Source organism: Sphingobium sp. B7D2B, assembly GCF_025961895.1.
Lineage (GTDB): Bacteria > Pseudomonadota > Alphaproteobacteria > Sphingomonadales > Sphingomonadaceae > Sphingobium.
Genome location: NZ_JAOQOM010000001.1, coordinates 3,111,935 through 3,135,457, shown reverse-complemented (window position 1 = coordinate 3,135,457; position 23,523 = coordinate 3,111,935). Strand labels below are relative to the sequence as shown.

The window sequence follows — 23,523 nt, the reverse complement described above, 5'->3', positions numbered from 1 at the left end:
AGCACGCAAACGGCCCGCGACTCGTGCTTTCAGGCCAGTTTACGTAAAATTAACCTTTTGCGTTCACTCTTCATATGGTTAATAGTTACTGGTGGTTGGATTGAGTGACGAGCAGCTCTCCGGCCAACTGAGCAAAGGGGCTGGTGTATGCGCGTGTTGCTGATCGAAGACGAACCGACGACTGCCAAAGCTATCGAGCTGATGCTGACCACCGAGGGGTTCAACGTCTACACGACCGATCTTGGCGAAGAAGGCCTCGATCTCGGCAAGCTCTACGATTACGATATCATCTGCCTCGACCTGAACCTGCCGGACATGCACGGCTATGACGTGCTCAAGAAGCTCCGCGCATCGCGCGTGCAGACCCCGGTCCTTATTCTCTCCGGCATTGCGGAGATGGACAGCAAGGTCCGCTCCTTCGGCTTCGGTGCAGACGATTACGTCACCAAGCCGTTCCACAAGGAAGAGCTGGTGGCGCGCATCCATGCCGTTGTCCGCCGCTCCAAGGGCCATTCGCAAAGCGTCATCCGCACCGGCAAGCTGTCGGTCAATCTCGACGCCAAGACCGTGGAGGTGGATGGCAACCGGGTCCACCTCACCGGCAAGGAATATGCGATGCTGGAGCTGCTCTCGCTCCGCAAGGGCACCACGCTCACCAAGGAGATGTTCCTCAATCATCTCTATGGCGGCATGGACGAGCCGGAACTCAAGATCATCGACGTGTTCATCTGCAAGCTGCGCAAGAAGCTCAGTCTGGCATGCAGCGGCGACAATTACATCGAGACCGTCTGGGGCCGCGGCTATGTGCTGCGCGATCCCGACGAGATCATCGACGAGCTGGAGACGGCGCAGGTCGCCTGACTTCACGCTGCGAACGGGATTTATGGCAAAGGCCGGCGGAGCGATCCGTCGGCCTTTGCTACGCGGGCCTCGCCGGAACCGGTGGATCAGGACAGGGGTGCAGAAAACGCAGCCGCATGCGGGCACACCATACGCCCCATATACCGGACACGCCCGACCTCCAAAAAACCACCCCGTGCTCCTGCGAAGGCAGGAGCCCAGGGCAGATAAGCACCTCGATTTGGCCTGGCGCACCCCCAGGCAGATGCAGTCTCCGATGGAATAGCCGCCGCGTCATCTGCGGCCGAAAACGACATCCGGACAATCCTCCGTTCGTCCTGAGTAGCTGCTGAGCCTGTCGAAGCAGCGTATCGAAGGATCGGCCCACTACCGCCCCCGATGAGATTCTGCCCTACTCGCTCAACCAATCGGCCGTGATCTCGCCCCTGTGCCCCTCGGGCGCCAAGACGGCTCGCAAGGCGTCCAGCAGAGGCGGCAGCGCCTGCGTGAAGGCGTAGGGCGGGTTGACGATATAAAGGCCTGCGCCGTTGTAGATGCCCGGCTGGTCGGCATCGTACAACCAGTGATCCACCTGCAAGAATTTCGGGATGCCGAGCTTGCGGAGTTGCCCACTCCAACGTTGATGCGTGGCGCGGTCTTTGAGCGGGTACCAGATCACCGTCACGCCATGCGCCCATTTGCGGTGAGCGGCGGCGAGGGTGGCGGTGATGCGGGCGCGTTCGTCCGTCTGCTCATAGGGCGGGTCGACCACAACCACGCCGCGCGCGGTGCGGGGCGGCACCATCGCCAGCCAAAGCTCGTAGGCATCGCGCTCGTGCACGGCGGCGGATGTGCCGCGCATTACGCCGCGCAGGGAGTAAGCGTCTTCGGGATGTTTTTCGTTGAGGATCAGCAAATCCTGCGGGCGCAGAAGCTGCGCCAGAATCTGCGGCGATCCGGGGTAGAGGCGCGGCTCGGCTCCCACGTTCACCGCCTGCACGGCGGCGCGATAGTCGCTCAGCAAGGGGTTCGGATCGGCAAAGGCGCGCAGCACGCCGTTCATGGCCTCGCCGGTGCGTTGGGCCTGCTCGCCGCCAAGGTCGTACAGCCCGCAGCCGGCATGGGTGTCGATCAGGGTCAGGGCGCCCGGCTTCTGCTGCAAGGCGCGCACAAGGGCGATCAGCAGGCTGTGCTTCACGACATCGGCGCTGTTACCAGCATGGAAGGAATGGCGATAATTCATGGTGATTCAAATTCCTGACACGCGCGGCCGGGCGGACGCGCGAGGCGACCGACAAGGCGCTCGTAGAGCGTGAGCGGAAGCCTTTAAAGCAGTTGCGCGCAGCCTCAACCCCGTGGCGATGGCCCTCGGCGTGATCGCATCATGTCCTCAGAACAGACGCGCCGTTCGTGTCGAGCCTTTCGACTGCCCGCAGGCGAGCGCTCGGGATGAACTTCAGCCTTTGGCTGAAGTCGAGACACGCGAGGCCTGTACCAACCGTGTCTCGACTTCGCTCGACACGAACGGAGCGGTGGGGAGCCGTAGGTGACGGGAAGCGAGGGCAGTCCGGCTGCACTCATCGCAATGTCTGCGTTGTGCCTGACGGAGCCGACCTAGCCCCCCGGTTTACCGGTCGAGAGGAACCACCGCTCCGTGCCCTCAAGTCCGGCCGCTGTCAGCACGCCGGACTTGTACGCGCCGGTGTCGATTCCCATCCGGTTTTCGCGCTGCTCGACCGCCTCGGTAATCGAGTGGCCATGGACGATGAAATAATCGTGCGGGTCGTCATAGAACAGGAATTCCTCGCGGATCCAGCGCAGGTCCTTTTCGTCCTGCTCGTCCAGCGGCACTTCGGGCCGGACCCCGGCGTGGACGAAGGCGTAATTGCCGATGATCGCCTTGTCCGTCAGCCCGGCGAGGAAGGCGCGATGCGTGTCCGGCACCGCACTCGTCAGCCAGTCGCGCAGTTCGCCCAGCGTCATCGTGTCGAGATCGGCCTCGCTCGCGCCATAGGAGAGCAATGTCTCGCGGCCGCCGATGCGGGTGAGGAAGCGCAGCGCGCTCTCATCGCCTTCGACGGCCATCGCGAATACTTCCTCATGATTGCCGCGCAGGCAGAGGATGTTTGGCCACCAGTCGCGAAGTTGCAGCACATAGTCGATCACGCCCCTGCTGTCCTGCCCGCGATCGACATAATCGCCCAGGAACACCAGTTGCGTGCTGCCGGTCGGGCCTCGGCTATGGTCGTCGGCCGCGATCAGATCGATAAGTTCGAGCAGCAGATCGAGGCGACCATGAATGTCGCCGATCGCGTAGACGCGGCGGCCCTCGCCCAGGTCTGGCGCATGGGTCAGAGGTTCAGGCTTTGACTTGGATTTGAAGAGGCCAAACATGTGCCTCTCCATATAAAGCGAGCGGGAGCGATCCGGCCAGCGCAATCGTGCTTAGCAAAAGCTTTCCGGCGATATGCCGGCGCGATCAGAGCTTGGGTAGAGTCACGCCCCGCTGGCCCATATATTTGCCGGCGCGGTCGGCATAGCTCGTCTCGCACGGCTCATTGCCTTCCAGGAACAGGAACTGGCAGGCGCCTTCATTGGCGTAGATTTTGGCGGGTAGCGGCGTGGTGTTGGAGAATTCCAGCGTCACATGGCCTTCCCAGCCCGGCTCCAGCGGCGTCACGTTCACGATGATCCCGCAGCGCGCATAAGTGGATTTGCCGAGGCAGATCACCAGCACATCGCGCGGGATGCGGAAATATTCCACGGTCCGCGCCAGCGCGAAGCTGTTGGGCGGGATGATGCACACGTCCGTCTTGCGGTCGACGAAGCTGTTGGCGGCGAAGTCCTTGGGGTCCACCACGGCGCTATCGACATTGGTGAAGATCTTGAAATCCTCGGCCACCCGCGCGTCATAGCCGTAAGAGGAGAGGCCATAGCTGATGCAGCCCTCGCGCCGCTGGCTTTCCACGAACGGCTCGATCATGCCGTTTTCCTGCGCCTGACGGCGAATCCATTTGTCGGAGAGTATGGCCATGGGGGCGTTGCTAATCGCTCGCCGCGCCGAATGCCAGAGGCGATGATATGGTGAGGATCAGCCCGGGCCGATGCCGAGATTGGCCGGGCCGAAGGCGTGCGGCAGCAGCGCGTCGAGCGTAAGGCGCAGCACGGCGCTGCCATCTGGCGTGGCGCACAGGATCGTCAGCGGGCGCCCGCCCATATCCTGCGCTTCCTTGATGATCTGCCGGCAGCGACCGCAGGGCGTGATGATGCCGCCATCCCCGCCGTCCATCGCGCCGCCCGTCACCGCGATGGCCGCGATATCCCGTAGCTGCCCCTGCGCATTGGCGGCAGCGATGGCCACGGTCTCGGCGCAGAGCGACAGGCCGTAGCTCGCATTCTCGAAATTGGCGCCGGTGAGGATCGTCCCGTCGGTCAATCGTAGCGCCGCGCCGACCGCAAAGCGGCTGTAGGGCGCATGGGCCTGCGCCATGGCGCCGCGGGCGGCGTCGATCAGCGTGCGCTCGTCCGGGGTCGGCGCTGTCAAGTCTTGTCGGGTCGTTTCATCGCTCATTGCCGCACCGCATTCCATTCGATCGGCCCCTCGATGCCGTTGACCCGCTTCCAGGTGGAGGCGGTCCACATCGTCCAGGGACGGGTGGTGTAATCGGGCACGAAGAAGTCGCCGTCCACCCACAAGGTGCGGTTGATGCCACCGGCCACGTCATAGGCCGCCTCGAATTCGCGGCTGGTGCGGATCACGGCGGGCTTGGCGGAGTGGGTTTCGATCTGGTTGAGGAAGGTGTTCAGCTCGGCGAGCAGCGTATCGCGGTTGGGCCGCGCCGTGCAGGGCAGGTCGAAGCCCATTTCCACCACCGGCGGCAGCATCTGCGGGTCGCGCGGCACGGTGGCGATGAACCGCGTGGCCTGCGCCGAGGCGCTGCTGCACAGATCATAGCGATGGATCGCGCCGTGGCGCATGTCGTTGGCGACCGCGCCGGCGAGATAATCATTAAAGGCGCTGTCCCGCCCACGCGCGCCATCGGTGGCGCGCAGATAGACGAAGTCGGCACCTGCCGCGCGGGCCATCCGCCAGTTGATCGTGCCGCTCTGCGCGCTCAGCGTGATGCCCTGCACGGGGAAATATTTGGCTGAGGGCGTCCAGCTGCGGGCGAGCATGAAGAGGCCCGCCACCAATCCGCCACCGATCACCAGGAGCAGCATGAAGAGGCGCAGCGGCGTCACCTTGATCCGCCGGCGCCGGGCGCCTGGCGCGCTGGTCATGCGCTTGGCCTTTGTGGTGCTCATGTCGTTCGTCAGTCCTGTTATGCGCGGATATGCAGCACGCAGATCAGCGTGAACAGCCGCCGCGCGGTATCGAAGTCCACGTCGATCTTCCCCTCCAGCCGCCCGCGCAGCAATTCGGCGGCATCGTTGTGGACAGCGCGCCGGGCCATGTCGACGGTTTCGATCTGGCTCGGCGTCGCTTGCCGGATCGCCTGATAATAGCTCTCCGTAATCGCGAAATAGTCCCGGATCGCGCGCCGCAGGCTGGCGAGGCCGAGGATGATCGCTTCCAGCGCGCTGTCATCCGTGCGCCGCAGTTCGATCACCAGCCGCCCGTCCGCCACGCGCAGAAACACCCGGTAAGGGCCGGCATAGCCGTCCTCATGCTGGCGCACCGGCGCGAAATGATTGTCTTCCAGCAGGTCGAAGATCGCGATCCGTCGTTCCTGCTCCACATCCGCGCTGCGCCACAATATCGTCTTCTCGTCGAGCACGATGTCGATGATGCGGGGATCGGCCATGGTCCCTTGCTTCCCTAGGCGCGTGGGCCAGCGGCGGCAAGAGCGTGGGGCAGAGGAGAGGCGGGCAGGCCCCGCGAACGCAGAGCCTCAGGCGGGCTTAGCGCCCTCGTGCCGGGGCATCGGCCAGATCAGGCCGATGAACGGCAGAACCAGCATCGCCAGACCGGAGAACAGCAGCGCACTGGCAACGCCATGGGCCTGCGCCACATGGCCCCACAGCCAGCTCCCCAGCGCGATCCCGCCGAAGGTGAGGCTGCTCACCATAGCGGTAATGCGCCCGATAAGCGGGGCGGGCGACCACATCTGGCCGGCGACGGCAAAACCGGAAAGCGCCTGCACCCAGCCGGCGCCACCCAGCACCAGCAGAACGAGTGTGGGCACCAGCCCGATGCCGAGCGCAACGCATACGCACACCGCGCCATAGAGGAGCCCGGCGCCGCGGATGATCGCCTCGCTCGAGAAGCGCTGGCGGAACCAGGTGCTGCTCGCTGCGCCGATCACGGCCCCAAGGCCGAGTGCGCCGAGCAGCAGGCCGAAGGTCATCGATCCCCGGCCGAGCATCTGCGTCGCGACCAGCGGCATCAACGCCCAGGCGGCGCTGCCGGCGAGCGTGAAGCTGATCGCGCGGACCAGCACGGTGCGGATCGCCGGGGAGCCGAGCGCGAAGCGGAAGCCTTCGCCGATCACCGTCAGCAGGGGGCGCCTTGTGGCCGGCGCTGGCGGCGCGGTGCGCCAGCGCAGCAGGATGACGATGACCATCAGATAGGAGAGAGCATTGACGACGAACGCTGCTTTCGCGCCGCCCAGCGCGACGATGCCGCCGCCGATGGCCGGGCCAAGGCTGCGCGCGATGTTGAAGGCGAGGATGTTGAGCGCGACGCCCGCGGCCAGTTCGTTGCGCGGCACGATGCTGCCGATGGAGGAGGCGAGCGCCGGGTTGAAGCAGGCCACGCCGCAGGCGAGAAGAGCGGTGAGGCCGATGAGCAGCCCCGGCGGCGTCGTGCCAACAAAGGCGAGCGCCGCCAGCAGGATGGAAAGCGAGACCATACCGGTCTGCGCGCCGAGCATCACCAGTCGCTTGTCGAACATGTCCGCCCATGCCCCGGCCGGCAGCGCCAGCAGCATGATCGGCAGATTGGTCGCGCTCTGGACGAGGGCGATGACGTCGGCCGGCTGGCCCGTGATGGTGAGCTGCCAGGCGGCGCCCACGGACTGGATGGCATTGCCGAAGTGCGAGAACAGGCTGCCGAGCAGGATCAGCAGGAAGGTCCGGTGGCGCAACGGAGAAAAGGTGCCGCCGCTCATGGCCGTTGGTCCCTTGTCTGCTGCGCGCTCATCATGCTGGTCCCCTCCGTGCTGAACCGATCATTGATCCGTCACACGGTTTCGCCCTAGGCGCGTCGTTCTCGCCCGGCAAGACTGATGCGGCGGCGCGTTGGTGATGGGCAAGCAGGCGGGTGACGGGCCGACTAAAAGCGGCTAACCGCGCCGACGATGACGGGCGTCCTGATCATAATCGCGGCCTTCGCCACCGCGTTTCTTTCCGGCATCTTCGGTATGGCGGGGGGCTTGCTGCTGATGGGCATCCTCGCCTTCCTGCTGCCGGTGTCCGCGGCCTTCGTCACGCATGGCATCCTCCAGCTTGTCGCCAATGGCTGGCGCGCGGTGGTGCATCGCGAACATGTCGTCTGGCCGATCATGCGCACTTATGCCCTGGGGGTCTTTGCTGCAGGTGCGGTGGTCGCGATGATCGGCTTCTCGCCCTCGCGGCCCTTGCTGTTCCTGCTGCTCGGGCTGGTGCCGCTGGTCGTCTGGCTGCCCCGCCGGTGGATCGCCCTCGATGCATCCCGGCCCTCCCACGCCTTCCTCGCCGGGTTCACCGTGTCAGGCCTTAACCTGACGGCGGGCGTTGCCGGCCCGATGATGGACGTGTTCTTCGTCCGCACCCCGCTGACCCGCCACCAGATCGTCTCGACCAAGGCGGCGGGGCAGGTTTTCAGCCATATCGCGAAGATTGGCGTCTTTGGTATGCCCATGTTGCTTGCCGGTCGGAGTGCCATGCCGCCCTGGTGGGTGTTCGCCATCGCCGTGCCGCTGTCCATGGTCGGCACGATGCTTGGCGGGCGACTGCTGGATCGGATCAGTGACGGCCACTTCCGGCGCTATACGGCGTGGATCGTCACCGCGATTGGCATGCTCTACATCGGGAAGGCGGTGATGGAATGGCTCTGACCGAACCCGCCACCTTGGGCGAGGCCTGCGCTGCAGTGCTGCAATGCAGCAATCCGCGCGAGAAGGTGATGGCGGCGCGCAAGGCGGCACGGGACTGGCGCCTCGGGCGCCTCTCGCACCGGTTCGATACGCCCCCGCCAGACCGACCCGGCCGGCCCGAGCGCCCTGAGCTTCTGCCGCCCAACCGCATGCCCAAGCGCGGCAAGGGTGGCTCGGAGCGCGCCCGCATCGCGATGATTCACGCGCTGGCGCATATCGAATTCGTCGCCATCGACCTGGCCTTCGATCTCATCGCACGCTTTGGCGCGGACTTCCCGCCCGACTTTGCCGACGACTGGCTGCGTGTCGGTGCCGACGAGGCGATGCATTTCGCCCTGCTTGCGCGCCGGCTGGAAGAACTGGGCAGCGCCTATGGCGATCTGCCTGCCCATGATGGTCTGTGGGAAGCCGCGATCGAAACCGCCCATGATGTCGCGGCCCGTCTCGCCATCGTGCCGATGGTGCTGGAAGCGCGGGCGCTGGACATCACGCCGGAAACCATCGTGCGGTTCAGGCATTTCAACGATGAGCGGACCGCGCGGATGCTGACCCGAATCATTGACGACGAAGTTCGCCATGTCGGCGCAGGGACGAAATGGTTTTTGTGGTCGATGAATCGATCCGGCGCAAACCCGCAGGAAAGCTACCAAATGTTGGTTCGGCGCCACTTTCGCGGTGCCGTTAAGCCGCCGTTCAACGACTCAGCGCGGAGTCAGGCCGGTTTGACGCGCGATTTCTACCTGCCTCTTGCGCCTTAACCCGTTCTTCGCTCGAAAAGCCCCAGCCGGTTCACATCAGCCGGAAACACAAAAACATTGAGGGGTCGGTCACGGCCCATCACGGGGTCCAAATGATCGATTCGAGCGCTATGACCTTCGCTAAAGAGGGTGTCCTCAAAGCTGCCGCGAAGGTTCTGGCGATTGCCGGTCTGATGGTTGCCTCTCCTGCTCTGGCCGATGCCGGGCACGACGCCCAGTTCGCCTCGCTCTTCTCGGCGATGGTCCAGATGGAGCAGTCCACCGAGCAGAGCACGGACAGCAAGGCCTCCATCCCGTCGCGCCAGCCGGTCGACGATGTGCGTCTCACCTCCTCCTTCGGTACCCGCAGCGATCCGTTTAACGGCCGCGCTCGCATGCATCAGGGCATCGACATTCCCGGCCCGATCGGCACGCCGATCTATGCGACGGCCGATGGCGTCGTGCGCCGCTCGCAGTGGGTGAACGGCTATGGCAATCTCGTCGAGATCAACCATGGCAACGGCCTCGAGACCCGCTACGGCCACATGTCCAAGCTGATCGCCCAGCCCAATGAGCGCGTCCGTCGCGGCCAGCTCATCGGCCTGATGGGCTCCACCGGTCGCTCGACCGGCAGCCACCTTCACTATGAAGTCCGCATCGCCGGCAGCGCCGTGAACCCGATGCCCTATCTGGAAGGCACCAATTACGAGCTGGCTCTGGCCGAGGCCAAGGAGCACAGCGATCGTCAGGTCGCCATGGGTGGCCCGGAAGCCAACCGCCCCACCGACAACCGCGATCGTTGATCGCCGCTCGCCCGCTCGGGTGAGCAGGCTGTCCTGAGTTTCCTTCTCTATCGTCAAGCGCGACGCGGCTCCCTTGCGGGCCGCCGCTTGCCGTTGTGGCGCGCGCGCCCTATCTAGCAGCCATGGATATCAGCCTCTCTCCCACCGCCGCCGCACGGGTCGCCTGGATCGCCGAGCGCCAGAGCAAGCCGGCTATTCTCCGCCTCGCGGTGGAAGGCGGGGGGTGCTCCGGCTTCCAGTATCGCTTCGGCTTGGCCGATGCGCCCGAGGCGGACGATGTGATGGTCGAGACGGACGGCGTGAAGCTGGTCGTCGATTCCATGAGCCTCGATCTGGTGCGGGGCTGCGTGGTCGATTTTGTGGACAATCTCGGCGGCGCCGCCTTCAAGGTGGAAAATCCCAATGCCACCGCCGGCTGCGGCTGCGGAACCAGCTTCTCGGTCTGACTTTCTGAGCGTTTGCGCCGGGACGCGCTTGTCGAAGCGCCCCGCTTCTCCCTAAGACGGACCCTCACTGGCAGGTGCCGGCAAAAGGGCTTTAGTTCATGCGGATCGCGACCTTCAATATCAACGGCATCAAGGCGCGGCTGCCGCGTCTGGTCGAGTGGCTGACGGAAACCCAGCCGGACGTCGCCTGCCTGCAGGAAATCAAGACGCAGGATGAAGGCTTCCCGATCAAGGATATCGAGGATGCCGGCTATGGCGCCATCTGGCACGGCCAGAAGGGCTTTAACGGCGTCGCGATCCTGGCGAAGGGCGCGACCCCGCAGGAAGTGACGCGCGGGCTCGAGGGAGAGCCGGAAGACGAGCACAGCCGCTACATCGAGGCGGACGTGAACGGGGTGCGCATCGCTTCCATCTATCTGCCCAACGGCAATCCGGTGCCCGGCCCCAAGTTCGAGTACAAGCTGCGTTGGATGGCGCGGCTGCGCGCCCGTGCGGCGCAGATCTGGGCGGAGGAAGTGCCCGCCGTGCTGGCCGGCGATTATAATGTCATCCCGTTCGATCGCGATGTCTGGTCGCCACCCGCCATGGCCAGCGATGCACTGATGCAGCCGGAGAGCCGCGCCGCCTACAAGACGCTGCTCAACGACGGCTGGACCGATGCGCTCGCCGCGCGCCATCCGCTCGGTGGCGTATGGACCTTCTGGGATTATCAGGCCGGCGCCTGGCAGCGCGATGCAGGCTTCCGCATCGATCATCTGCTGCTCTCGCCCACAGCTGCCGACCGGCTGGCCGATGCGCAGGTGGACAAGGCTTATCGCGGGCGGGAGAAAGCCAGCGATCACGCCCCGGTCTGGGTTCGCTTGAAGGACTGACGGCGCCCTTTCCAACCAGATGCCCAATTCAGGAGCCAGGAGTCGATCGGCGATGAAGGCCTTTGCTTATGACGCCGCCCACCCGCTGACGGACTTCGCGCTCACCCTGCGCGACCTGCCCGATCCGGTGCCCGACCCACAGGATCTGCTGGTCCGGGTCGAGGCGTTCGCGCTCAATCCGGTCGATACCAAGATCCGCCAGCGCCGCGGCGGCACGGCGAATGCGCCGGTCGTGCTCGGTTGGGATGCTGCCGGCATCGTCGAGGCCGTTGGCGCGCAGGTGCAGGGCTTTGCGGTTGGTGATGCCGTCTATTATGCCGGCGATCTCAACCGACCGGGCAGCTATGCCCGTCTGCAAGCGGTCGATCATCGCCTTGTCGCGCACAAGCCCGCGAGCCTCGATTTTGCCGATGCCGCCGCCCTGCCGCTGACCGCGCTCACCGCCTATGAGGCGATGCTGGAGCGCGGCATCGTCTATGATGCGGACAGCCGCGTGCTGATCATCGGCGGGGCAGGGGGTGTCGGCTCGATGGCGATCCAGCTGCTCAAGGCGCTGACCCCGGCCACCGCCATCGCCACCGCGTCCCGGCCGGAGACGGTCGCCTTCGCGCAGCTTATGGGCGCCGATCATGTCATCGGCCGCGACGTTCAGCCCGAACTGGCGGCGCTGGGCCTGCATGATCTCCATGCCATCTTCAGCACCACGCATACCGACGCCTATCTGCCGGTCATTCCCGCGCTGTTGCGCCCCTTTGGTCATCTCATGGTCATTGACGATCCCGCCGCGCTGGACATCCTGCCGTTCAAGCAGAAGGCGCTCTCGGTCCACTGGGAGTTCATGTTCGCCAAGTCGATCAACGGCTTTCGCATGGCCGAGCAGCAGGCGGTTTTGCGGCAGGTAGCCGCGCTGGTTGATGCGGGCACGCTCGTCTCCACCCGCACCCGAACGCTCACCGCCAGTGTCGACACGCTGCGCGAGGCGCACGCCGCGCTGGAGGCCGGTGCACTGATCGGCAAGACCGTCATGCGCTGGGATTGAGCCATTTTACGTCGGTTTGATGCCTCTTTTCGTCGCCCGGTCTGTTATAGAGGGTGAGCTTGAACAGGGAGCACGGATCGATGGATGACAGGTCGAAGCCTTGGCTGACCGGTGAATCTCCCGCACGGGGCGGCAAGCGCCACGCGCCCGCCACGGTGCGCAACCGCGATGCCATCGCCCAATTGCTCGCGCAAACCTTGCCCGCCACCGGGCTCGTGCTGGAGATCGCCAGCGGCTCGGGCGAACATGCCGTGCATTTCGCGCGCTGCTTCCCTGCCTTGCGCTGGCTGCCGAGCGACCCTGACCCGGTCGCGCGCGCCTCGATCACCGCCTGGGCGGATGAGGTGGCGCTGCCCAATCTCGCCCCGCCGCTGCAGATCGACGCTGCCGACCCCGAGGCCTGGCCGATCGGCGAGGCGGACGCGATCCTGTGCATCAACATGGTGCATATCTCGCCTTGGGCTGCGACGCTCGGCCTGCTCCACGGCGCGGCGATGCTGTTGCCGGAAGGCGCGCCGCTCTTTCTTTACGGCCCCTATTTCCGCCGCGAGGTGGAGACTGCCCCAAGCAATATCGCTTTCGATGAGTCGCTGCGCGCGCGCGACTCCGCCTGGGGCCTGCGCTGGGTGCATGATGTCGAGGCGGCAGCGGCGTCCGAGGGCTTCGAGCTGAAGCGCGTTGTCGAGATGCCGGCCAATAATCTCAGCCTGATCTTCCGGCGCGGTCCTCATCCGGGCTGACGGTGAGCGCCCGGCGGCGCACATGCTCGCGCCAGGCGATGTAGAGGCCGCTCGCCGCGATCAGGCCCGCCCCGACCCACGTTGAAGGCTCCGGCCAGTAGGACCAAAGCAGCCAGCCGGCCAGCGTGGCCCAGATCATCTGGCTGTAATCCATGGGGATGACGATGGAGACCGGCCCGTAGCGTAGGGCCGAGGTCATGAACAATTGCGCCGCCCCGCCGGTCAGCCCCAGGCCGACGAACAGCAGCCATGCGACGGGATCATGGCTTTGCCCATACCAGATCAGCATCAGCCCGAGCGGCGGCAGCGAGAGCAGGGTGAACCAGAAGACGATGATCGGCGCCGATTCGCGCTTGCCGAGATCGCGCAATACGATGGCAACGAGCGCCGTCACCATCGCCCCACCGAGTGCCACGAACACGCCGGCGGAGGCGAAATTGGCGGAGTCCGGATGGGTCATGATGACCACGCCGACAAAGCCGAGCAGAACGGCGCTCCAGCGGTGGACACCGGTCTGTTCGCGCAGCAGCAGCGCGGAGAGGATGGTGGCGAAGATCGGCATAGTAAAGCCGATGGAGGTCGCCTCCGCCAGCGGCAGCAATGCGACCGCGCCGAAGTTGAGCAACATGCCGATCATGCCGAGGCTGGTGCGGGTGATGTGGGTGCGCATCGGCGCCTTGGGCAGCAGGGCCGTGCCCATCAGTGCGACCGCCCAGATCGCCGCGACGGGGAAGGCGAATAACTGCCGGTAGAACACCACTTCGGCCAGATTGGCGCCGCGCTCGATCAGCAGCTTGCCGATGGCGTAGGTCGCGCCGATCATCATCATCGCCAGCAGCCGCAGCATGATGGCGAACAGGGGCCGGTCGCGGCGTGCGGGCGCGGAGGGGGCCGCGGCAGCGGCGGCGCTGCTCATGCCAGCGTGCGCCGCCGCGCGCGAGCGCCGCTCAGACTGTCCCACACGAACAGTGCGAGGGCGACCCAGATGAGCAGGAAGCTGCCCCAGCGCCCGGCGGACATCGGCTCGCCGAACAGGAACACCCCGCACAGGAACTGCAGCGAGGGAGCGATATACTGCATCAGCCCGAGCGTCACGAGCGGCAAGGCGCGCGCGGAAATCGCGAACAGGATCAGCGGCACGGAGGTGAGCGCCCCGGTGCCGATCAGGCCGAGCGTCACCCAGCGATCCTCACCGAAGGCCAGGGTGCCCTGCGCGGCATAAAAGCTCACCAGCGCGAGGGCCGGGGCGCACAGCACCAGCGTCTCCACCGCCAGACCCGAGGTCGAGGGCACCGGCGTCAGCTTGCGGACGAGCCCATAAAAGGCAAAGCTGATCGCCAGCGCGAGGCTGATCCAGAGAGTCTGCCACTCGCCGATGGCGAGCAATGCCACGCCCACCGCTGCGATGCCGATGGCGACAGCCTGCCGGCGGCGCAGCACTTCCTTGAGCACCAGCGTGCCGAGCAGCACATTGACCAGCGGGTTGAGAAAATAGCCCAGGCTCGCCGCCACGACATGGTCGGTATCCACCGCCCAGATATAGACCAGCCAGTTGATGCCGATGAGCACCGCGCTCAGCGCCAGCGCGGCGAGAATGCGCGGCTGCCTGAAGATCGCGACGAAGGCGCGATATTGCCGCATCGCCGCCAGCACGATGGCGAGGAAGGCGACGGACCAGATCACCCGATGCGCCACGATTTCGAAGGGAGAGACATGGCCGAGCAGCTTGAAATAAAGCGGCATCAGGCCCCAGATCGCATAGGCGCCAACACCGGCAAGCAGGCCAGCGCGTCGTTGCGCCGCCTGTTCGGCGCCTGCGATGTCGGTGGGTTGGCTGCTCATATTGCCGCTCTCGTTCAGAAAATTCCGCCGCCGGCCCACAGGCGCAACATGCCGAAGGCGGCCACGGCGAGGCAGAAATTGCGCGCTCCGGTGCCCGCTGCGAACTGGCCGATCAGCGCCCCGAACAGGGCCATCGGCACAATCACCCAATTGGCCCAGCCAAGGCCGGGGATGATCGCGGGAATGGCAAGAATCAGCGCGACCGCGCCGATCAGGATGGAGAGCAGCGAAAGCATCCCCATCCCATGGGCCTGACCGGGGATATTGGCAAGTGCAGGGGGCACCAGAGACTTGAGGTGTTTGCAGTCTCAGGCGCAGGCACGTCAATTTGGAATGATCAATCTCAAAAAATATTCCAAATAGGTTTTATATCGTCGATTAGTCCGTGCCCTGAATCAGCGGCCTCACCCAATCCAGCGCCGTCTCCGCGAAGAAATGGCGCCCCGGCACCACCCAACTCGTATCGTCCAGCGTGCCCGGCTTGAGCGTCTGCATGCCTTCATGTCGATGGCGACGATGGACCAGTCGCGACCCACAATCAGCGCAGAACAGGCAGTCGAGCCGATGGCCGGAGTCGGTGTCGCGCGTCCAGATCGCCGGCGTCCCCTGTGTGAACGCCAGGCTCTCGATAGCCACGCCCATGGAGAGCCCAAAGGCGCTGCCGCTCTGCTTGCGGCACAGGCTGCAATGGCAGGCCCAGATGCCCACTGGCGGCGCGCTCAGTTCATAGCGCACCGCGCCGCACTGGCACCCGCCGCTTTGCGGAAAGCGCACGTCGGAAAAGCGCGTTGTGTCTGCCTGGCCCATGGCTCTGCTCCTCTCGTCTTACCGCGCGCGTCAGCCGCCGTTCAGCCGCCCCGGTTCAGGCGTCGGGACGAAGACCTTGAGCGTCAGGCGCGGTTCTGGACTTTTTCGCCGATCCTGACTTAGGGCACAGATGATTAGAATGGCAATGATTCGGACGGAGGGATTTTTCTGTGACACGCGCAAACGCCGCCAAGATGTGGAGCATATCAGCGATTGCCGCCCTGCTCGCCGCAGCCCCGCTTGCTTTGATTCCGGCGCAGGCAGCCGATGCGCCCGCCGGCGATCCTGCCCATGGCAAGCAGGTGTTCGAGAGCACCGTGTGCGGCGCCTGTCACACGCTGGCCGCAGCTGATGCCAGCGGCCCCATCGGCCCCTCGCTGGATGGCAATGCCAATCTCACCCACGCGCTGATCGTCGAGCGCGTCACCAAGGGCGCCGGCGCCATGCCGGGCTATGAGGGGCAGTTGAGCGAGAAGGACATCAACGACGTCGCCACTTATGTGATGAGCGTAGCAGCAAAACCGCAATAAGCGGCAGATCGGCGGGCCGCAGTCCGCCGGTCGCCGCGTCACGCGGCGCAGAATATCGGTCGGAGCCAAGGCTGTATGCCCTCGGCTCCGTCCTGCTGGTCAAGGGGGGAGGGAACACTCCCCGGTACTGAACGACCAGCGGAGTATTCATGCGTCATTTCCTGCTTGCTTCCACCTGCGCCTTCGCTCTTGCCAATGCGGCGTCAGCGGAAACCTCGATCACGACCAAGCGGACCACCGCGATCACGACGGCCACAGCCAACAATGGCGCGGCCGACGATATCAAGATCGGCTCGGCCGGGTCGATCGAACTGACCGGCGCGGGCAGCGTTGCGGTCACGGTCAACAGTGCCAACAAGATCACCAATGAAGGCACAATCCAGATCAGCAATGCGGACAATGCCGCGGGTATCGTCGCCAATGCCGGCACGTCGGGCGGCATCGTCCACAGCGGCAAAATCATCATCGATGAGAGCTACACGCCCGCCGACGGCGATAATGATGGCGATCTCGACGGGCCGTTCGCGGTCGGCACCGGGCGCCACGGCATCCGCACGCTGGGCGCCTATTCCGGCGCCATCACCGTGGCGCGCGGTGCCACGATCCAGATCGAGGGCAATGATTCCTTCGGCATCCGGCTGGGCGGTCCGCTCACTGGCGCCTTCTCGCACGATGGCACGACCAGCGTGCTGGGCGATCGTGCGATCGGCGTGCAGGCCGGAGACATCAGCGGCAATGTCCGTCTCGCCGGCACGGTCGGCGCTCAGGGGGTGAATGCGGTCGGCGCGGCGTTCCTAGGCAATGTCGGCGGCACGCTGACCATTCAGGGCGCGATCAGCGCCACGGGCTATCGCTATACCACGCCGCCGTCGGACCCCTCCAAGCTGGATGCGGACGATCTGCTGCAGGGCGGTTCGGCCGTCATCGTGGAAGGCAATGTCGCGGGCGGCATCATCCTTGCCGTGCCGCCCAAGGACGCCAGCACCACCGATGATGATGAAGACAAGGACGGCATCAAGGACAGCGAGGAAGGCTCCGCCGTCGTGCGCTCTTATGGCGCGGCACCGGCGATGCGGATCGGCGCGGCCGGGCGGGATATCGCCATCGGTGCGGTGCCGGCGACGGGCAGCGGCTACGGCCTGATCATCGACGGCACCGTGTCCGGCAGCGGCCTCTACACTGGGGTGCAAGGCAATGGCCTGCTCGTCGGCGGCCAGGGCGGCGCCGTGACCATCGCCGGGGGCATCGGCATCAGTGGCAGCGTCGAGGCCTCCGCCCGCGATGCCTCGGCGACGGCCCTGCGCCTCGGCGCCGGGGCATCGACACCGCTGCTGCACGTCACCGGCAAGGTCGAGGCGACCGGCACCAGCAAGGATGGCACGACGGCGACCGCCGTGCGCGTCGATGCCGGCGCCAGTCTGCCGACCCTCCGCAACGCCGGCACGATCAAGGCGACGACCGGCGAGGCCGGCAGCGCGGTCGGGATCGTCGATGCCTCGGGCGGGCTGACGCTCATCGAGAACAGCGGCGCCATCTCGGCGACCGGCGCCAAGGCGGATTCGGGGCGCAACATCGCTATCGATCTCGCCGCCAATAGCAGCGGCGTGACCGTCAAGCAGACCGAGGTCGCCGCCAGCGCCACCGCGCCCAGCATTGTGGGCGATGTGCGGTTCGGCAGCGGCAATGACGTGTTCGACATTGCGGACGGCACGATCACCGGCAACACCAGCTTCGGTGCCGGAGCCGACACGCTCCGACTGCGCGGCGATGCGGTCTATACCGGCAATGTCGCCTTCGGCACCGGCACAAGCACGATGAGCCTTGCCGGCACGTCGCGCTTCAAGGGCACGGCCGATTTCGGCGGCACCGCGAGCACGCTCTCGATTGGCGGCACTGCCGTCTATTCCGGCACCTTCGCCAATGCCGGCCAGCTGGCGCTAAGCCTTGCGGGCGGCGCACTCGATCTCACGGGCCCGGCGCAGATCGGCAGCCTGGCCGTGACCGACAAGGGCGCGCTCGGCATCACGTTGGGGGCGGCCGGCAACAGCACGGCCTATCTCTCGGTCGCCGGCACCGCGAGCTTCGCGGCGGACTCGCGGCTGGTGTTGCGGGTCAGCGATATCGAGAATGCAGTGGGCAATCATCTCGTGCTGACCGCCGACACACTCACCGGCGCCGGCAACCTCAATGCCGAAACCGCGATGGTGCCCTATCTCTACAAGGCGACGCTCAGCAGCAGCGCCAACACGCTCAGCGTGACCCTCGGTCGCAAGACCACTGCGGACCTTGGCCTCAACCGCTCGGAGGCTGCGGCCTTCGATGCGATCTATGCCGCCCTCTCCAAGGACGAGCGCGTGGAAACCGCCTTCCTCGGTATCACCGATGGCGAGGACTTCCGCACCAGCCTGCGCCAGCTCCTGCCCGATCATGCCGGCGGCACCTTCCAAGTCGTCACCCAAGGATCGCGCACCTTCGGGCGGATGCTGGATGACCCCACCGGCCCGTTCAAGGATGAAGGCAAATGGGGCTACTGGATCAACCAGCTCGTCTGGGGCGTCGAAAAGGGGCGCGGCGACACGGCGGCGTACAAGACCTCCGGCTGGGGCTTCGGCGGCGGCGCCGAAATCAAGACCGGCCTTGGCAGCTTCGGCACGTCGGTAGCCTACCTGTGGGGTCGCAATCGCGATGGCGACACGGCCAATCAGGTGACCGCCAACCAGATCGAGGTCGCCGGCTACTGGCGCCTGAAGACCGGGAGCTTGCGGGCGACGGCGCGCGGATCGGTCGGCTTCGTGGATCTGGAAGGCAAACGCAGTTTCGACGGGCTGAAGGATGGCACCGCCACCACGCTGACTGCCACTAGCGATCGCAATGCCCGGCTCTATTCGGCGATGGGCACGCTCTCCTACGACTGGGTGTCGCGGGGCGGCATCTCCTTCCGCCCGGTCGTGTCGCTCGATTATTTCCGCTTGAAGGAGAATGGCTACACCGAGACGGGCGGTGGCGATGCCATGAACCTCATCGTGCGCTCGCGGACCAGCGATGAGCTGGCGGTTACAGGCACCGCAGTGCTGGGCATCGACATGGGCGGCCAGGATGAGTGGTCCGGCTGGTCGCGGCTGGAGGTAGAGGCCGGTCGTCGCGAGATCGTGAGCGGCAATCTCGGAACCACTGTGGCGCAGTTCAAGGGTGGCGAGGCGTTCACGCTGCTGCCCGATGATCGGGAAAGCGGTTGGGTCGGGCGCCTGCGCGGCGTCGCCGGCAACAGCGGCTTCCAGATCGGCGGTGAACTCGGCGCGGAGCAGTATCAGGGCAATTGGGCCCTGTCGCTGCGCGCCAGTCTTCGCATCGGCCTCTAAGCGGTTCTTGAGGCCGATGTGCGGGCAAGAGGGAGCGTGGAACCGTGCCCACCACCCCCCAACTCCCTCTTGCCCAACCCGGAGTTGAATGGAGATGACCGTCCTTGCGATCGACCGCTGCACGCATGCTGGCTCACAATCCCCTTGCGCCGTTCGCTCACGGGGCGTGGAGCCTGTGTGGAGTAGGCCGCGCCGGCCCTTGCGTGGCGGTGTCAGCGGGCTATACCGCGCAGGAGCTTCAGGTGCGCCCCGGGACGCAGGGTGCCGGGCGATGAAGGCACGGGGAAGCCACAACGGACGGACCATGAGAGGTGAAACGGGAACCGATACCGGTCCTGTCGAAGGGCAGGGGCTGGCCAGTGCGCTGATGGCGCATCGCGTCCAGCTCATCCGCTTTCTGGTCGCCCATGGCGCCGGGGATGCCGCCGAGGATTTGTTTCAGGAATTGTGGATGCGCGTCACCCAGCGCCCTACTGGTCCGGTCGGCAATCCGCTGGGCTATCTGTATCGCGCCGCCAACAACCTCATGGTCGATCGCTATCGTGCCGAGCGGCAGGCGCGGGCCCGCGATCAGGCCTGGACGGAGGCGCGCGGCACGGGTGAGGTCGTACCCGAGCCGACTGCGGAAGCGCAGCTGATTGCGCGCGAGGATTTGCGGCGGTTCGACCGCGCGCTGGAGGCGCTGGGCACGCGCGCCTCCCAGGTTTTCCGCCGCTATCGTCTTGATGGCGTGCCCCAGCGCCAGATTGCCGCCGAGCTGGGGGTCAGCCTCAGCACGGTCGAGAGCGATCTGCGCCGTGCTTATGCTGCCCTGCTGGCCGCAAGGAGACAGTCCGATGACGCATGATCGGCAGGCGGGGATGAACCCGGCGGACGCTGCGGCCATCGACTGGCTGATGCGCCAGCGCGATCCGGCCTTCAATGCTTGGGAGGCCTTCACTGATTGGCTCGAGCGCGATCCGGCCCATGCGACCGCCTATCACCAGCTCGCTGCGATGGATGCCGATCTTGATACCTTGCCCGCCCGCCCCGAGGATATCTGGCCGGAGGGCGCCGCCGTGGCGCGGGACGGGGGCCGGGCCGCGCCCGCCACACCGTCCATGCCGCGTCGCTTCAGCCGTCGGCTGTGGGTCGGGGGCGCACTGGCGGCTTCCATCGCCGGCATGGTCGGCATCGGCCTGTTTCAGACGTCGTCGGATAGCTACAGGGTGAAAACCCCACTGGGCCGCTCGCAAGTGGTCACGCTTGTCGATGGCAGCGAGATTGCGGTGAACGGCGGCTCCTCGGTCAAGCTCAGCCGCAGCGATCCGCGCCGGATCGAGCTGGAGGAAGGGCAGGTGCTCGTCTCCGTCGTCCACAAGGATGCTGCGCCATTCCGTGTGTCGGTCGGCGGCGCCGAGCTGGTCGATGTGGGCACGGTGTTCGATGTCGCGCGCAATGACGGGCGGATCAACGTGGCCGTGTCGGAAGGCGCGGTGGTCTACAATCCGCGCGGCGCGGCGATCCGCGTCGATGCCGGCTATCGCTTCACCGTACGCGATGATGGCAGCGCGACGGACCTGAGCGCGGTCAGTCCTGCGGCGGTGGGCGGCTGGCGCGCCGGCCAGCTCGTCTATGATGGCGTGCATCTGGATGATGTGGCGGCGGAAGTTGCGCGCACCACCGGCATTGCCCTGCGCACCACGCCGGCGGCGGCGGGCATTCGCTTTCGCGGGGCCCTGCGCACCGATCTGCCCGAGGAACGGCTGGTGAACGATCTGGCGGCGCTCTCCGGCACCTCTGCGACAAAGGAAAGCGGAGGGTGGACGCTCTCAAGATAGCTCGTGCCCCGCTGGCGCTGTTCGCCACGGCGGCGCTGCTGGGCGTCGCCGGGCCGGCCGCCGCGCAGGCGCCGCAGACCCGGCCCATCGACGTGCCGGCGGGGCGCCTGTCCGATCGGGTGCCGCAACTCGCGCGGCAGGCGGGCATCAGCATCAGCGTGACGAGCGACGCGCTTTGGCGCACAAAGGTCAAGCCCGTGCGCGGAACCATGACGCCGGCCGAGGCGATTGCGCGGATGCTGGCCGGTACGCGCAGCCGGGCCGTGCAGTTGAGCGCGACCAGCTGGCGGATCGATGCCGTGAGCACGCCTGCTGCCGTGGCGCAGGCGCAAAGGCCCAGGCGTCCGGCCGCCGCGCCGCCCCCGCCGGCCGAGGTGGAATCCTTCGTCGTCACCGCGAGCAAGCTCGATCAGCGCTATGAGGATTATCCGGGCGCGGTGCATCTGCTTGATGGCAGTGACCTGCGGTTTGGCGGTGAGCGCGGAACGGACTCCGTCGCCTCGCGCCTCGCCAGCGTTGCCTCGACGCATCTGGGTTCCGGGCGCAACAAGCTGTTCATCCGGGGCATCGCCGATTCCAGCTTCACCGGGCCAACGCAGGCGACGGTGGGGCAGTATCTGGGCGATCTGCGCCTCACCTATAATGCGCCGGACCCGGACCTGCGCCTGCAGGACATCAAGCAGGTCGAGGTGCTGGAAGGCTCGCAGGGCACGCTCTATGGTGCGGGGTCCCTCGGCGGCATCATCCGGCTGGTGCCCAATGATCCTGATCCGCGCGGGTTCACGGTTGAGACCAGCGCTGGGCTCAGCGTGACCCAGCATGGCGAGCCGGGCGCCGATGTCGCCGCGACCGTCAACGTGCCCATCGGCACGCGCGGCCATGCCCTGCGCCTGACCGGCTATGGCATCACCGACGGCGGCTATATCGACAATCCGGTACGCGGCGTGAACGATGTCAACCGCACGCGCATCGCTGGCGGCCGGGCCGTGCTGCGGTTGGACCTGAGCGATGCATGGACGGTGGATGTCGGCGGCATCTATCAGTCGACCCTCATCGACGATTCCCAATATGCCGACCGCGATGCCCCGCCGCTCACCCGCAACAGCTTTGTAGTCGAGGATGCCAATGCCGATTATGGCATGGCGACGCTGGTGCTCCGCAAGGATTTCGGCGCGCTGCGCTTCCAATCCTCCAATGCCTATGTCAGCCACGGGCTGGACGAGCGGTTCGACGCGACGGAGACGGACACGCTCCCGCGCGTGTTCGAGCAGCGCAACCGCACGCGGATGCTGACCAGCGAGACGCGGCTGTGGCGCCCGGTCGAAAATGGCTTTGGTTGGGTGTTGGGCGTCAGCGCCATCGACAATGAGGCCGAGCAGCGCCGCGCCTTCGGGCTCACCACGCTGCGCGCCGCTGCCACGGGCGTGCGCAATCGCGTCACGGAGCTGACCGGCTATGGCAAGCTCAGCGTCGAGGTTTCGCGCGGCATTTTGCTGAGCGGCGGCGGGCGGATCACGCACAGCCGGCTGAGCGGCAGCGCGGAGGATGTGCAGCCGCTGTTCGCGTTGCAGGGCGGCGATATTGTCGCGAGCCGGACCGAGACCAAGCTGCTGCCCTCTGGCGAGGTGCTGGCGCATCTGGTGCCGGGCCTCACCGTCTATGCCCGCTATGAGGAGGGCTTCCGGCCGGGCGGCCTCGCGATCGAATCCCAGTTCGTCCGCCAGTTCCGCAACGATCACATCCAGAGCCTGGAAGGCGGGGTCCGGATGGGCAGCGCTTATTATGGCTTCGCGGCCAGCCTTTCGGCCGCTTATGCCTATTGGCGCGACATTCAGGCCGATTTCATCGACGGCAATGGGCTGCCGACCACAGCCAATATCGGCAATGGCCGCATCACCTCCATAGCCGGCAGCCTCTCGCTCTTCCCGCTCGAGGGGCTGCAGATCGATTTCAATGCCGTCTACAATCACAGCCGCGTCATTGCGCTGACGCCCGAGGCGTTCCGGCTCTTTGCGCTGCGGGCCACCGATCTGCCGGTCACCAATGCTCTGGTCCAGCTTCCCGCGCCCGGCACGCTGGGCCAGCTCAGCGCGGATGCCTCGCCCGGCAGCATTCCCAATGTCGCCGAATATGCGGCGCAGGCGCGCATCGATTATCGCGTGCCGCTCGGTGCGGCGGATCTGCGGCTGGCCGGCTGGCTCAAATATATCGGCCCCTCGCGCCTCGGCATCGGGCCTGTGCTGGGCGATGAACAGGGTGATTATGTCGATACCGGCGTCACCGTCCGCTACGGCGATGCGCGGCGGGGGGTGACGCTGTCGCTCACCAACCTCTTCGACACAACCGGCAACCGCTTCGCGCTCGGCACGCCCTTCGGCACCGGCACCGGCGGCTACACCACGCCCCAGCGGCCGCGTACTGTGCGCATTGCGGTGGATTATCGCTACTAGGTCTCCCGCGTGCTCCTGCGGAAGCAGGAGCCCAGGGCCCAACCGACCACCTTATCTGCCCTAGGCTCCTGCTTTCGCAGGAGCACTGTGTCGACGATAAGCCACCCGCCTTGCCCCGCTCCCGCCATCGGGTTAGCACAAGCCAAGCGATCACAATCACAT

24 protein-coding genes are annotated in these 23,523 nt (G+C 66.0%); 13 read left to right on the top strand and 11 right to left on the bottom strand.

The features are described 5' to 3' along the window. The first annotated feature begins 147 nt into the window (after positions 1-147). Positions 148-861, top strand: coding sequence for a response regulator transcription factor CtrA (gene ctrA, locus M2341_RS14495; protein ID WP_181560569.1), 714 nt, complete (start codon positions 148-150; stop codon positions 859-861). A gap of 391 nt (positions 862-1,252) precedes the next feature. Here the strand turns inward: ctrA and M2341_RS14490 are convergent, their stop codons facing one another. The 7 genes from M2341_RS14490 to M2341_RS14460 all read right to left on the bottom strand — a co-directional run bounded on the left by M2341_RS14490 (position 1,253) and on the right by M2341_RS14460 (position 6,950). Beyond that, positions 1,253-2,083, bottom strand: coding sequence for a 23S rRNA (adenine(2030)-N(6))-methyltransferase RlmJ (locus M2341_RS14490; protein WP_264585710.1), 831 nt, complete (start codon positions 2,081-2,083; stop codon positions 1,253-1,255). Positions 2,084-2,454: 371 nt separating this feature from the next. Beyond that, entirely contained in the window at positions 2,455-3,234 is a 780-nt protein-coding gene (locus M2341_RS14485; protein WP_264585709.1) for a metallophosphoesterase family protein, read from the bottom strand. Between the two features lie 85 nt (positions 3,235-3,319). Next, positions 3,320-3,874, bottom strand: coding sequence for a dCTP deaminase (gene dcd / locus M2341_RS14480; RefSeq protein WP_181560566.1), 555 nt, complete (start codon positions 3,872-3,874; stop codon positions 3,320-3,322). Positions 3,875-3,931: 57 nt separating this feature from the next. Then, on the bottom strand, positions 3,932-4,411 hold the full coding sequence (locus M2341_RS14475) for a cytidine deaminase (RefSeq protein WP_264585708.1): 480 nt from the start codon (positions 4,409-4,411) through the stop codon (positions 3,932-3,934). After that, complete coding sequence (locus tag M2341_RS14470; protein WP_264585707.1) at positions 4,408-5,145, bottom strand: glycoside hydrolase family 25 protein; 738 nt, start codon at positions 5,143-5,145, stop codon at positions 4,408-4,410. The genes M2341_RS14475 and M2341_RS14470 overlap by 4 nt, the downstream gene beginning before the upstream one ends. Before the next feature lie 17 nt (positions 5,146-5,162). Next, a complete protein-coding gene (locus M2341_RS14465; RefSeq protein WP_181560564.1) occupies positions 5,163-5,645 on the bottom strand; it encodes a UPF0262 family protein in 483 nt (160 codons plus the stop codon). Between the two features lie 87 nt (positions 5,646-5,732). Then, positions 5,733-6,950, bottom strand: coding sequence for an MFS transporter (locus M2341_RS14460; RefSeq protein ID WP_264585706.1), 1,218 nt, complete (start codon positions 6,948-6,950; stop codon positions 5,733-5,735). Between the two features lie 189 nt (positions 6,951-7,139). Here M2341_RS14460 and M2341_RS14455 point away from each other — a divergent pair, with 189 nt between their 5' ends. The 7 genes from M2341_RS14455 to M2341_RS14425 all read left to right on the top strand — a co-directional run bounded on the left by M2341_RS14455 (position 7,140) and on the right by M2341_RS14425 (position 12,553). Beyond that, the gene (locus tag M2341_RS14455; protein ID WP_264585705.1) at positions 7,140-7,877 is read left to right on the top strand and encodes a sulfite exporter TauE/SafE family protein; all 738 of its coding nucleotides are present in this window, start codon (positions 7,140-7,142) and stop codon (positions 7,875-7,877) included. Beyond that, entirely contained in the window at positions 7,868-8,674 is an 807-nt protein-coding gene (locus tag M2341_RS14450; protein WP_264585704.1) for a ferritin-like domain-containing protein, read from the top strand. Before M2341_RS14455 ends, M2341_RS14450 begins: the two co-directional genes overlap by 10 nt. 110 nt (positions 8,675-8,784) lie before the next feature. Continuing rightward, a complete protein-coding gene (locus M2341_RS14445; protein WP_264573551.1) occupies positions 8,785-9,456 on the top strand; it encodes a M23 family metallopeptidase in 672 nt (223 codons plus the stop codon). A gap of 122 nt (positions 9,457-9,578) precedes the next feature. Next, positions 9,579-9,902, top strand: coding sequence for an iron-sulfur cluster insertion protein ErpA (gene erpA / locus M2341_RS14440; protein ID WP_181560559.1), 324 nt, complete (start codon positions 9,579-9,581; stop codon positions 9,900-9,902). A gap of 98 nt (positions 9,903-10,000) precedes the next feature. Beyond that, on the top strand, positions 10,001-10,774 hold the full coding sequence (xth, locus tag M2341_RS14435) for an exodeoxyribonuclease III (protein WP_264571238.1): 774 nt from the start codon (positions 10,001-10,003) through the stop codon (positions 10,772-10,774). 52 nt (positions 10,775-10,826) lie between these two features. Then, positions 10,827-11,813 carry a zinc-binding alcohol dehydrogenase family protein gene (locus M2341_RS14430; protein ID WP_264585703.1) on the top strand — a complete coding sequence of 329 codons (987 nt, stop codon included), beginning with the start codon at positions 10,827-10,829 and terminating at the stop codon, positions 11,811-11,813. A gap of 80 nt (positions 11,814-11,893) precedes the next feature. After that, on the top strand, positions 11,894-12,553 hold the full coding sequence (locus tag M2341_RS14425; RefSeq protein ID WP_264585702.1) for a class I SAM-dependent methyltransferase: 660 nt from the start codon (positions 11,894-11,896) through the stop codon (positions 12,551-12,553). On the opposite strand, the gene M2341_RS14420 is transcribed toward M2341_RS14425, so the two are convergent. The 4 genes from M2341_RS14420 to M2341_RS14405 all read right to left on the bottom strand — a co-directional run bounded on the left by M2341_RS14420 (position 12,516) and on the right by M2341_RS14405 (position 15,202). Continuing rightward, a complete protein-coding gene (locus tag M2341_RS14420; protein WP_264585701.1) occupies positions 12,516-13,469 on the bottom strand; it encodes a DMT family transporter in 954 nt (317 codons plus the stop codon). The genes M2341_RS14425 and M2341_RS14420 overlap by 38 nt on opposite strands. Next, positions 13,466-14,395 carry an EamA family transporter RarD gene (gene rarD / locus M2341_RS14415; protein ID WP_264585700.1) on the bottom strand — a complete coding sequence of 310 codons (930 nt, stop codon included), beginning with the start codon at positions 14,393-14,395 and terminating at the stop codon, positions 13,466-13,468. Before rarD ends, M2341_RS14420 begins: the two co-directional genes overlap by 4 nt. 14 nt (positions 14,396-14,409) lie before the next feature. After that, entirely contained in the window at positions 14,410-14,637 is a 228-nt protein-coding gene (locus M2341_RS14410; RefSeq protein ID WP_413715145.1) for a hypothetical protein, read from the bottom strand. 136 nt (positions 14,638-14,773) lie between these two features. Continuing rightward, positions 14,774-15,202, bottom strand: a complete 429-nt coding sequence (locus M2341_RS14405; RefSeq protein WP_264573546.1) for a GFA family protein — start codon at positions 15,200-15,202, stop codon at positions 14,774-14,776. A 170-nt stretch (positions 15,203-15,372) separates the two neighbouring features. On the opposite strand from M2341_RS14405, the gene M2341_RS14400 reads away from it, so the two are divergent. From M2341_RS14400 to M2341_RS14380, 5 genes are all read left to right on the top strand, one after another. Beyond that, the gene (locus M2341_RS14400) at positions 15,373-15,732 is read left to right on the top strand and encodes a c-type cytochrome (protein WP_264571232.1); all 360 of its coding nucleotides are present in this window, start codon (positions 15,373-15,375) and stop codon (positions 15,730-15,732) included. A gap of 149 nt (positions 15,733-15,881) precedes the next feature. Then, positions 15,882-19,091, top strand: coding sequence for an autotransporter domain-containing protein (locus tag M2341_RS14395; protein WP_264585699.1), 3,210 nt, complete (start codon positions 15,882-15,884; stop codon positions 19,089-19,091). 304 nt (positions 19,092-19,395) lie between these two features. Continuing rightward, a complete protein-coding gene (locus M2341_RS14390) occupies positions 19,396-19,938 on the top strand; it encodes a sigma-70 family RNA polymerase sigma factor (protein WP_264585698.1) in 543 nt (180 codons plus the stop codon). Beyond that, complete coding sequence (locus M2341_RS14385) at positions 19,928-20,911, top strand: FecR family protein (protein WP_264585697.1); 984 nt, start codon at positions 19,928-19,930, stop codon at positions 20,909-20,911. Before M2341_RS14390 ends, M2341_RS14385 begins: the two co-directional genes overlap by 11 nt. After that, entirely contained in the window at positions 20,893-23,361 is a 2,469-nt protein-coding gene (locus M2341_RS14380) for a TonB-dependent receptor (protein ID WP_264585696.1), read from the top strand. Before M2341_RS14385 ends, M2341_RS14380 begins: the two co-directional genes overlap by 19 nt. The last annotated feature ends 162 nt before the right edge of the window (positions 23,362-23,523 follow it).

Coding starts and splice junctions, on each gene's coding strand:
- dcd (WP_181560566.1), bottom strand. CDS start 3,874: ATGGCCATACTCTCCGACAAATGGATTCGCCGTCAGGCGCAGGAAAAC.
- M2341_RS14465 (WP_181560564.1), bottom strand. CDS start 5,645: ATGGCCGATCCCCGCATCATCGACATCGTGCTCGACGAGAAGACGATA.
- M2341_RS14460 (WP_264585706.1), bottom strand. CDS start 6,950: ATGAGCGGCGGCACCTTTTCTCCGTTGCGCCACCGGACCTTCCTGCTG.
- rarD (WP_264585700.1), bottom strand. CDS start 14,395: ATGAGCAGCCAACCCACCGACATCGCAGGCGCCGAACAGGCGGCGCAA.
- M2341_RS14485 (WP_264585709.1), bottom strand. CDS start 3,234: ATGTTTGGCCTCTTCAAATCCAAGTCAAAGCCTGAACCTCTGACCCAT.
- M2341_RS14410 (WP_413715145.1), bottom strand. CDS start 14,637: ATGGGGATGCTTTCGCTGCTCTCCATCCTGATCGGCGCGGTCGCGCTG.
- M2341_RS14445 (WP_264573551.1), top strand. CDS start 8,785: ATGACCTTCGCTAAAGAGGGTGTCCTCAAAGCTGCCGCGAAGGTTCTG.
- M2341_RS14455 (WP_264585705.1), top strand. CDS start 7,140: ATGACGGGCGTCCTGATCATAATCGCGGCCTTCGCCACCGCGTTTCTT.
- M2341_RS14490 (WP_264585710.1), bottom strand. CDS start 2,083: ATGAATTATCGCCATTCCTTCCATGCTGGTAACAGCGCCGATGTCGTG.
- erpA (WP_181560559.1), top strand. CDS start 9,579: ATGGATATCAGCCTCTCTCCCACCGCCGCCGCACGGGTCGCCTGGATC.
- M2341_RS14395 (WP_264585699.1), top strand. CDS start 15,882: ATGCGTCATTTCCTGCTTGCTTCCACCTGCGCCTTCGCTCTTGCCAAT.
- ctrA (WP_181560569.1), top strand. CDS start 148: ATGCGCGTGTTGCTGATCGAAGACGAACCGACGACTGCCAAAGCTATC.
- xth (WP_264571238.1), top strand. CDS start 10,001: ATGCGGATCGCGACCTTCAATATCAACGGCATCAAGGCGCGGCTGCCG.
- M2341_RS14420 (WP_264585701.1), bottom strand. CDS start 13,469: ATGAGCAGCGCCGCCGCTGCCGCGGCCCCCTCCGCGCCCGCACGCCGC.
- M2341_RS14470 (WP_264585707.1), bottom strand. CDS start 5,145: ATGAGCACCACAAAGGCCAAGCGCATGACCAGCGCGCCAGGCGCCCGG.
- M2341_RS14385 (WP_264585697.1), top strand. CDS start 19,928: ATGACGCATGATCGGCAGGCGGGGATGAACCCGGCGGACGCTGCGGCC.
- M2341_RS14390 (WP_264585698.1), top strand. CDS start 19,396: ATGAGAGGTGAAACGGGAACCGATACCGGTCCTGTCGAAGGGCAGGGG.
- M2341_RS14475 (WP_264585708.1), bottom strand. CDS start 4,411: ATGAGCGATGAAACGACCCGACAAGACTTGACAGCGCCGACCCCGGAC.
- M2341_RS14430 (WP_264585703.1), top strand. CDS start 10,827: ATGAAGGCCTTTGCTTATGACGCCGCCCACCCGCTGACGGACTTCGCG.
- M2341_RS14425 (WP_264585702.1), top strand. CDS start 11,894: ATGGATGACAGGTCGAAGCCTTGGCTGACCGGTGAATCTCCCGCACGG.
- M2341_RS14405 (WP_264573546.1), bottom strand. CDS start 15,202: ATGGGCCAGGCAGACACAACGCGCTTTTCCGACGTGCGCTTTCCGCAA.
- M2341_RS14450 (WP_264585704.1), top strand. CDS start 7,868: ATGGCTCTGACCGAACCCGCCACCTTGGGCGAGGCCTGCGCTGCAGTG.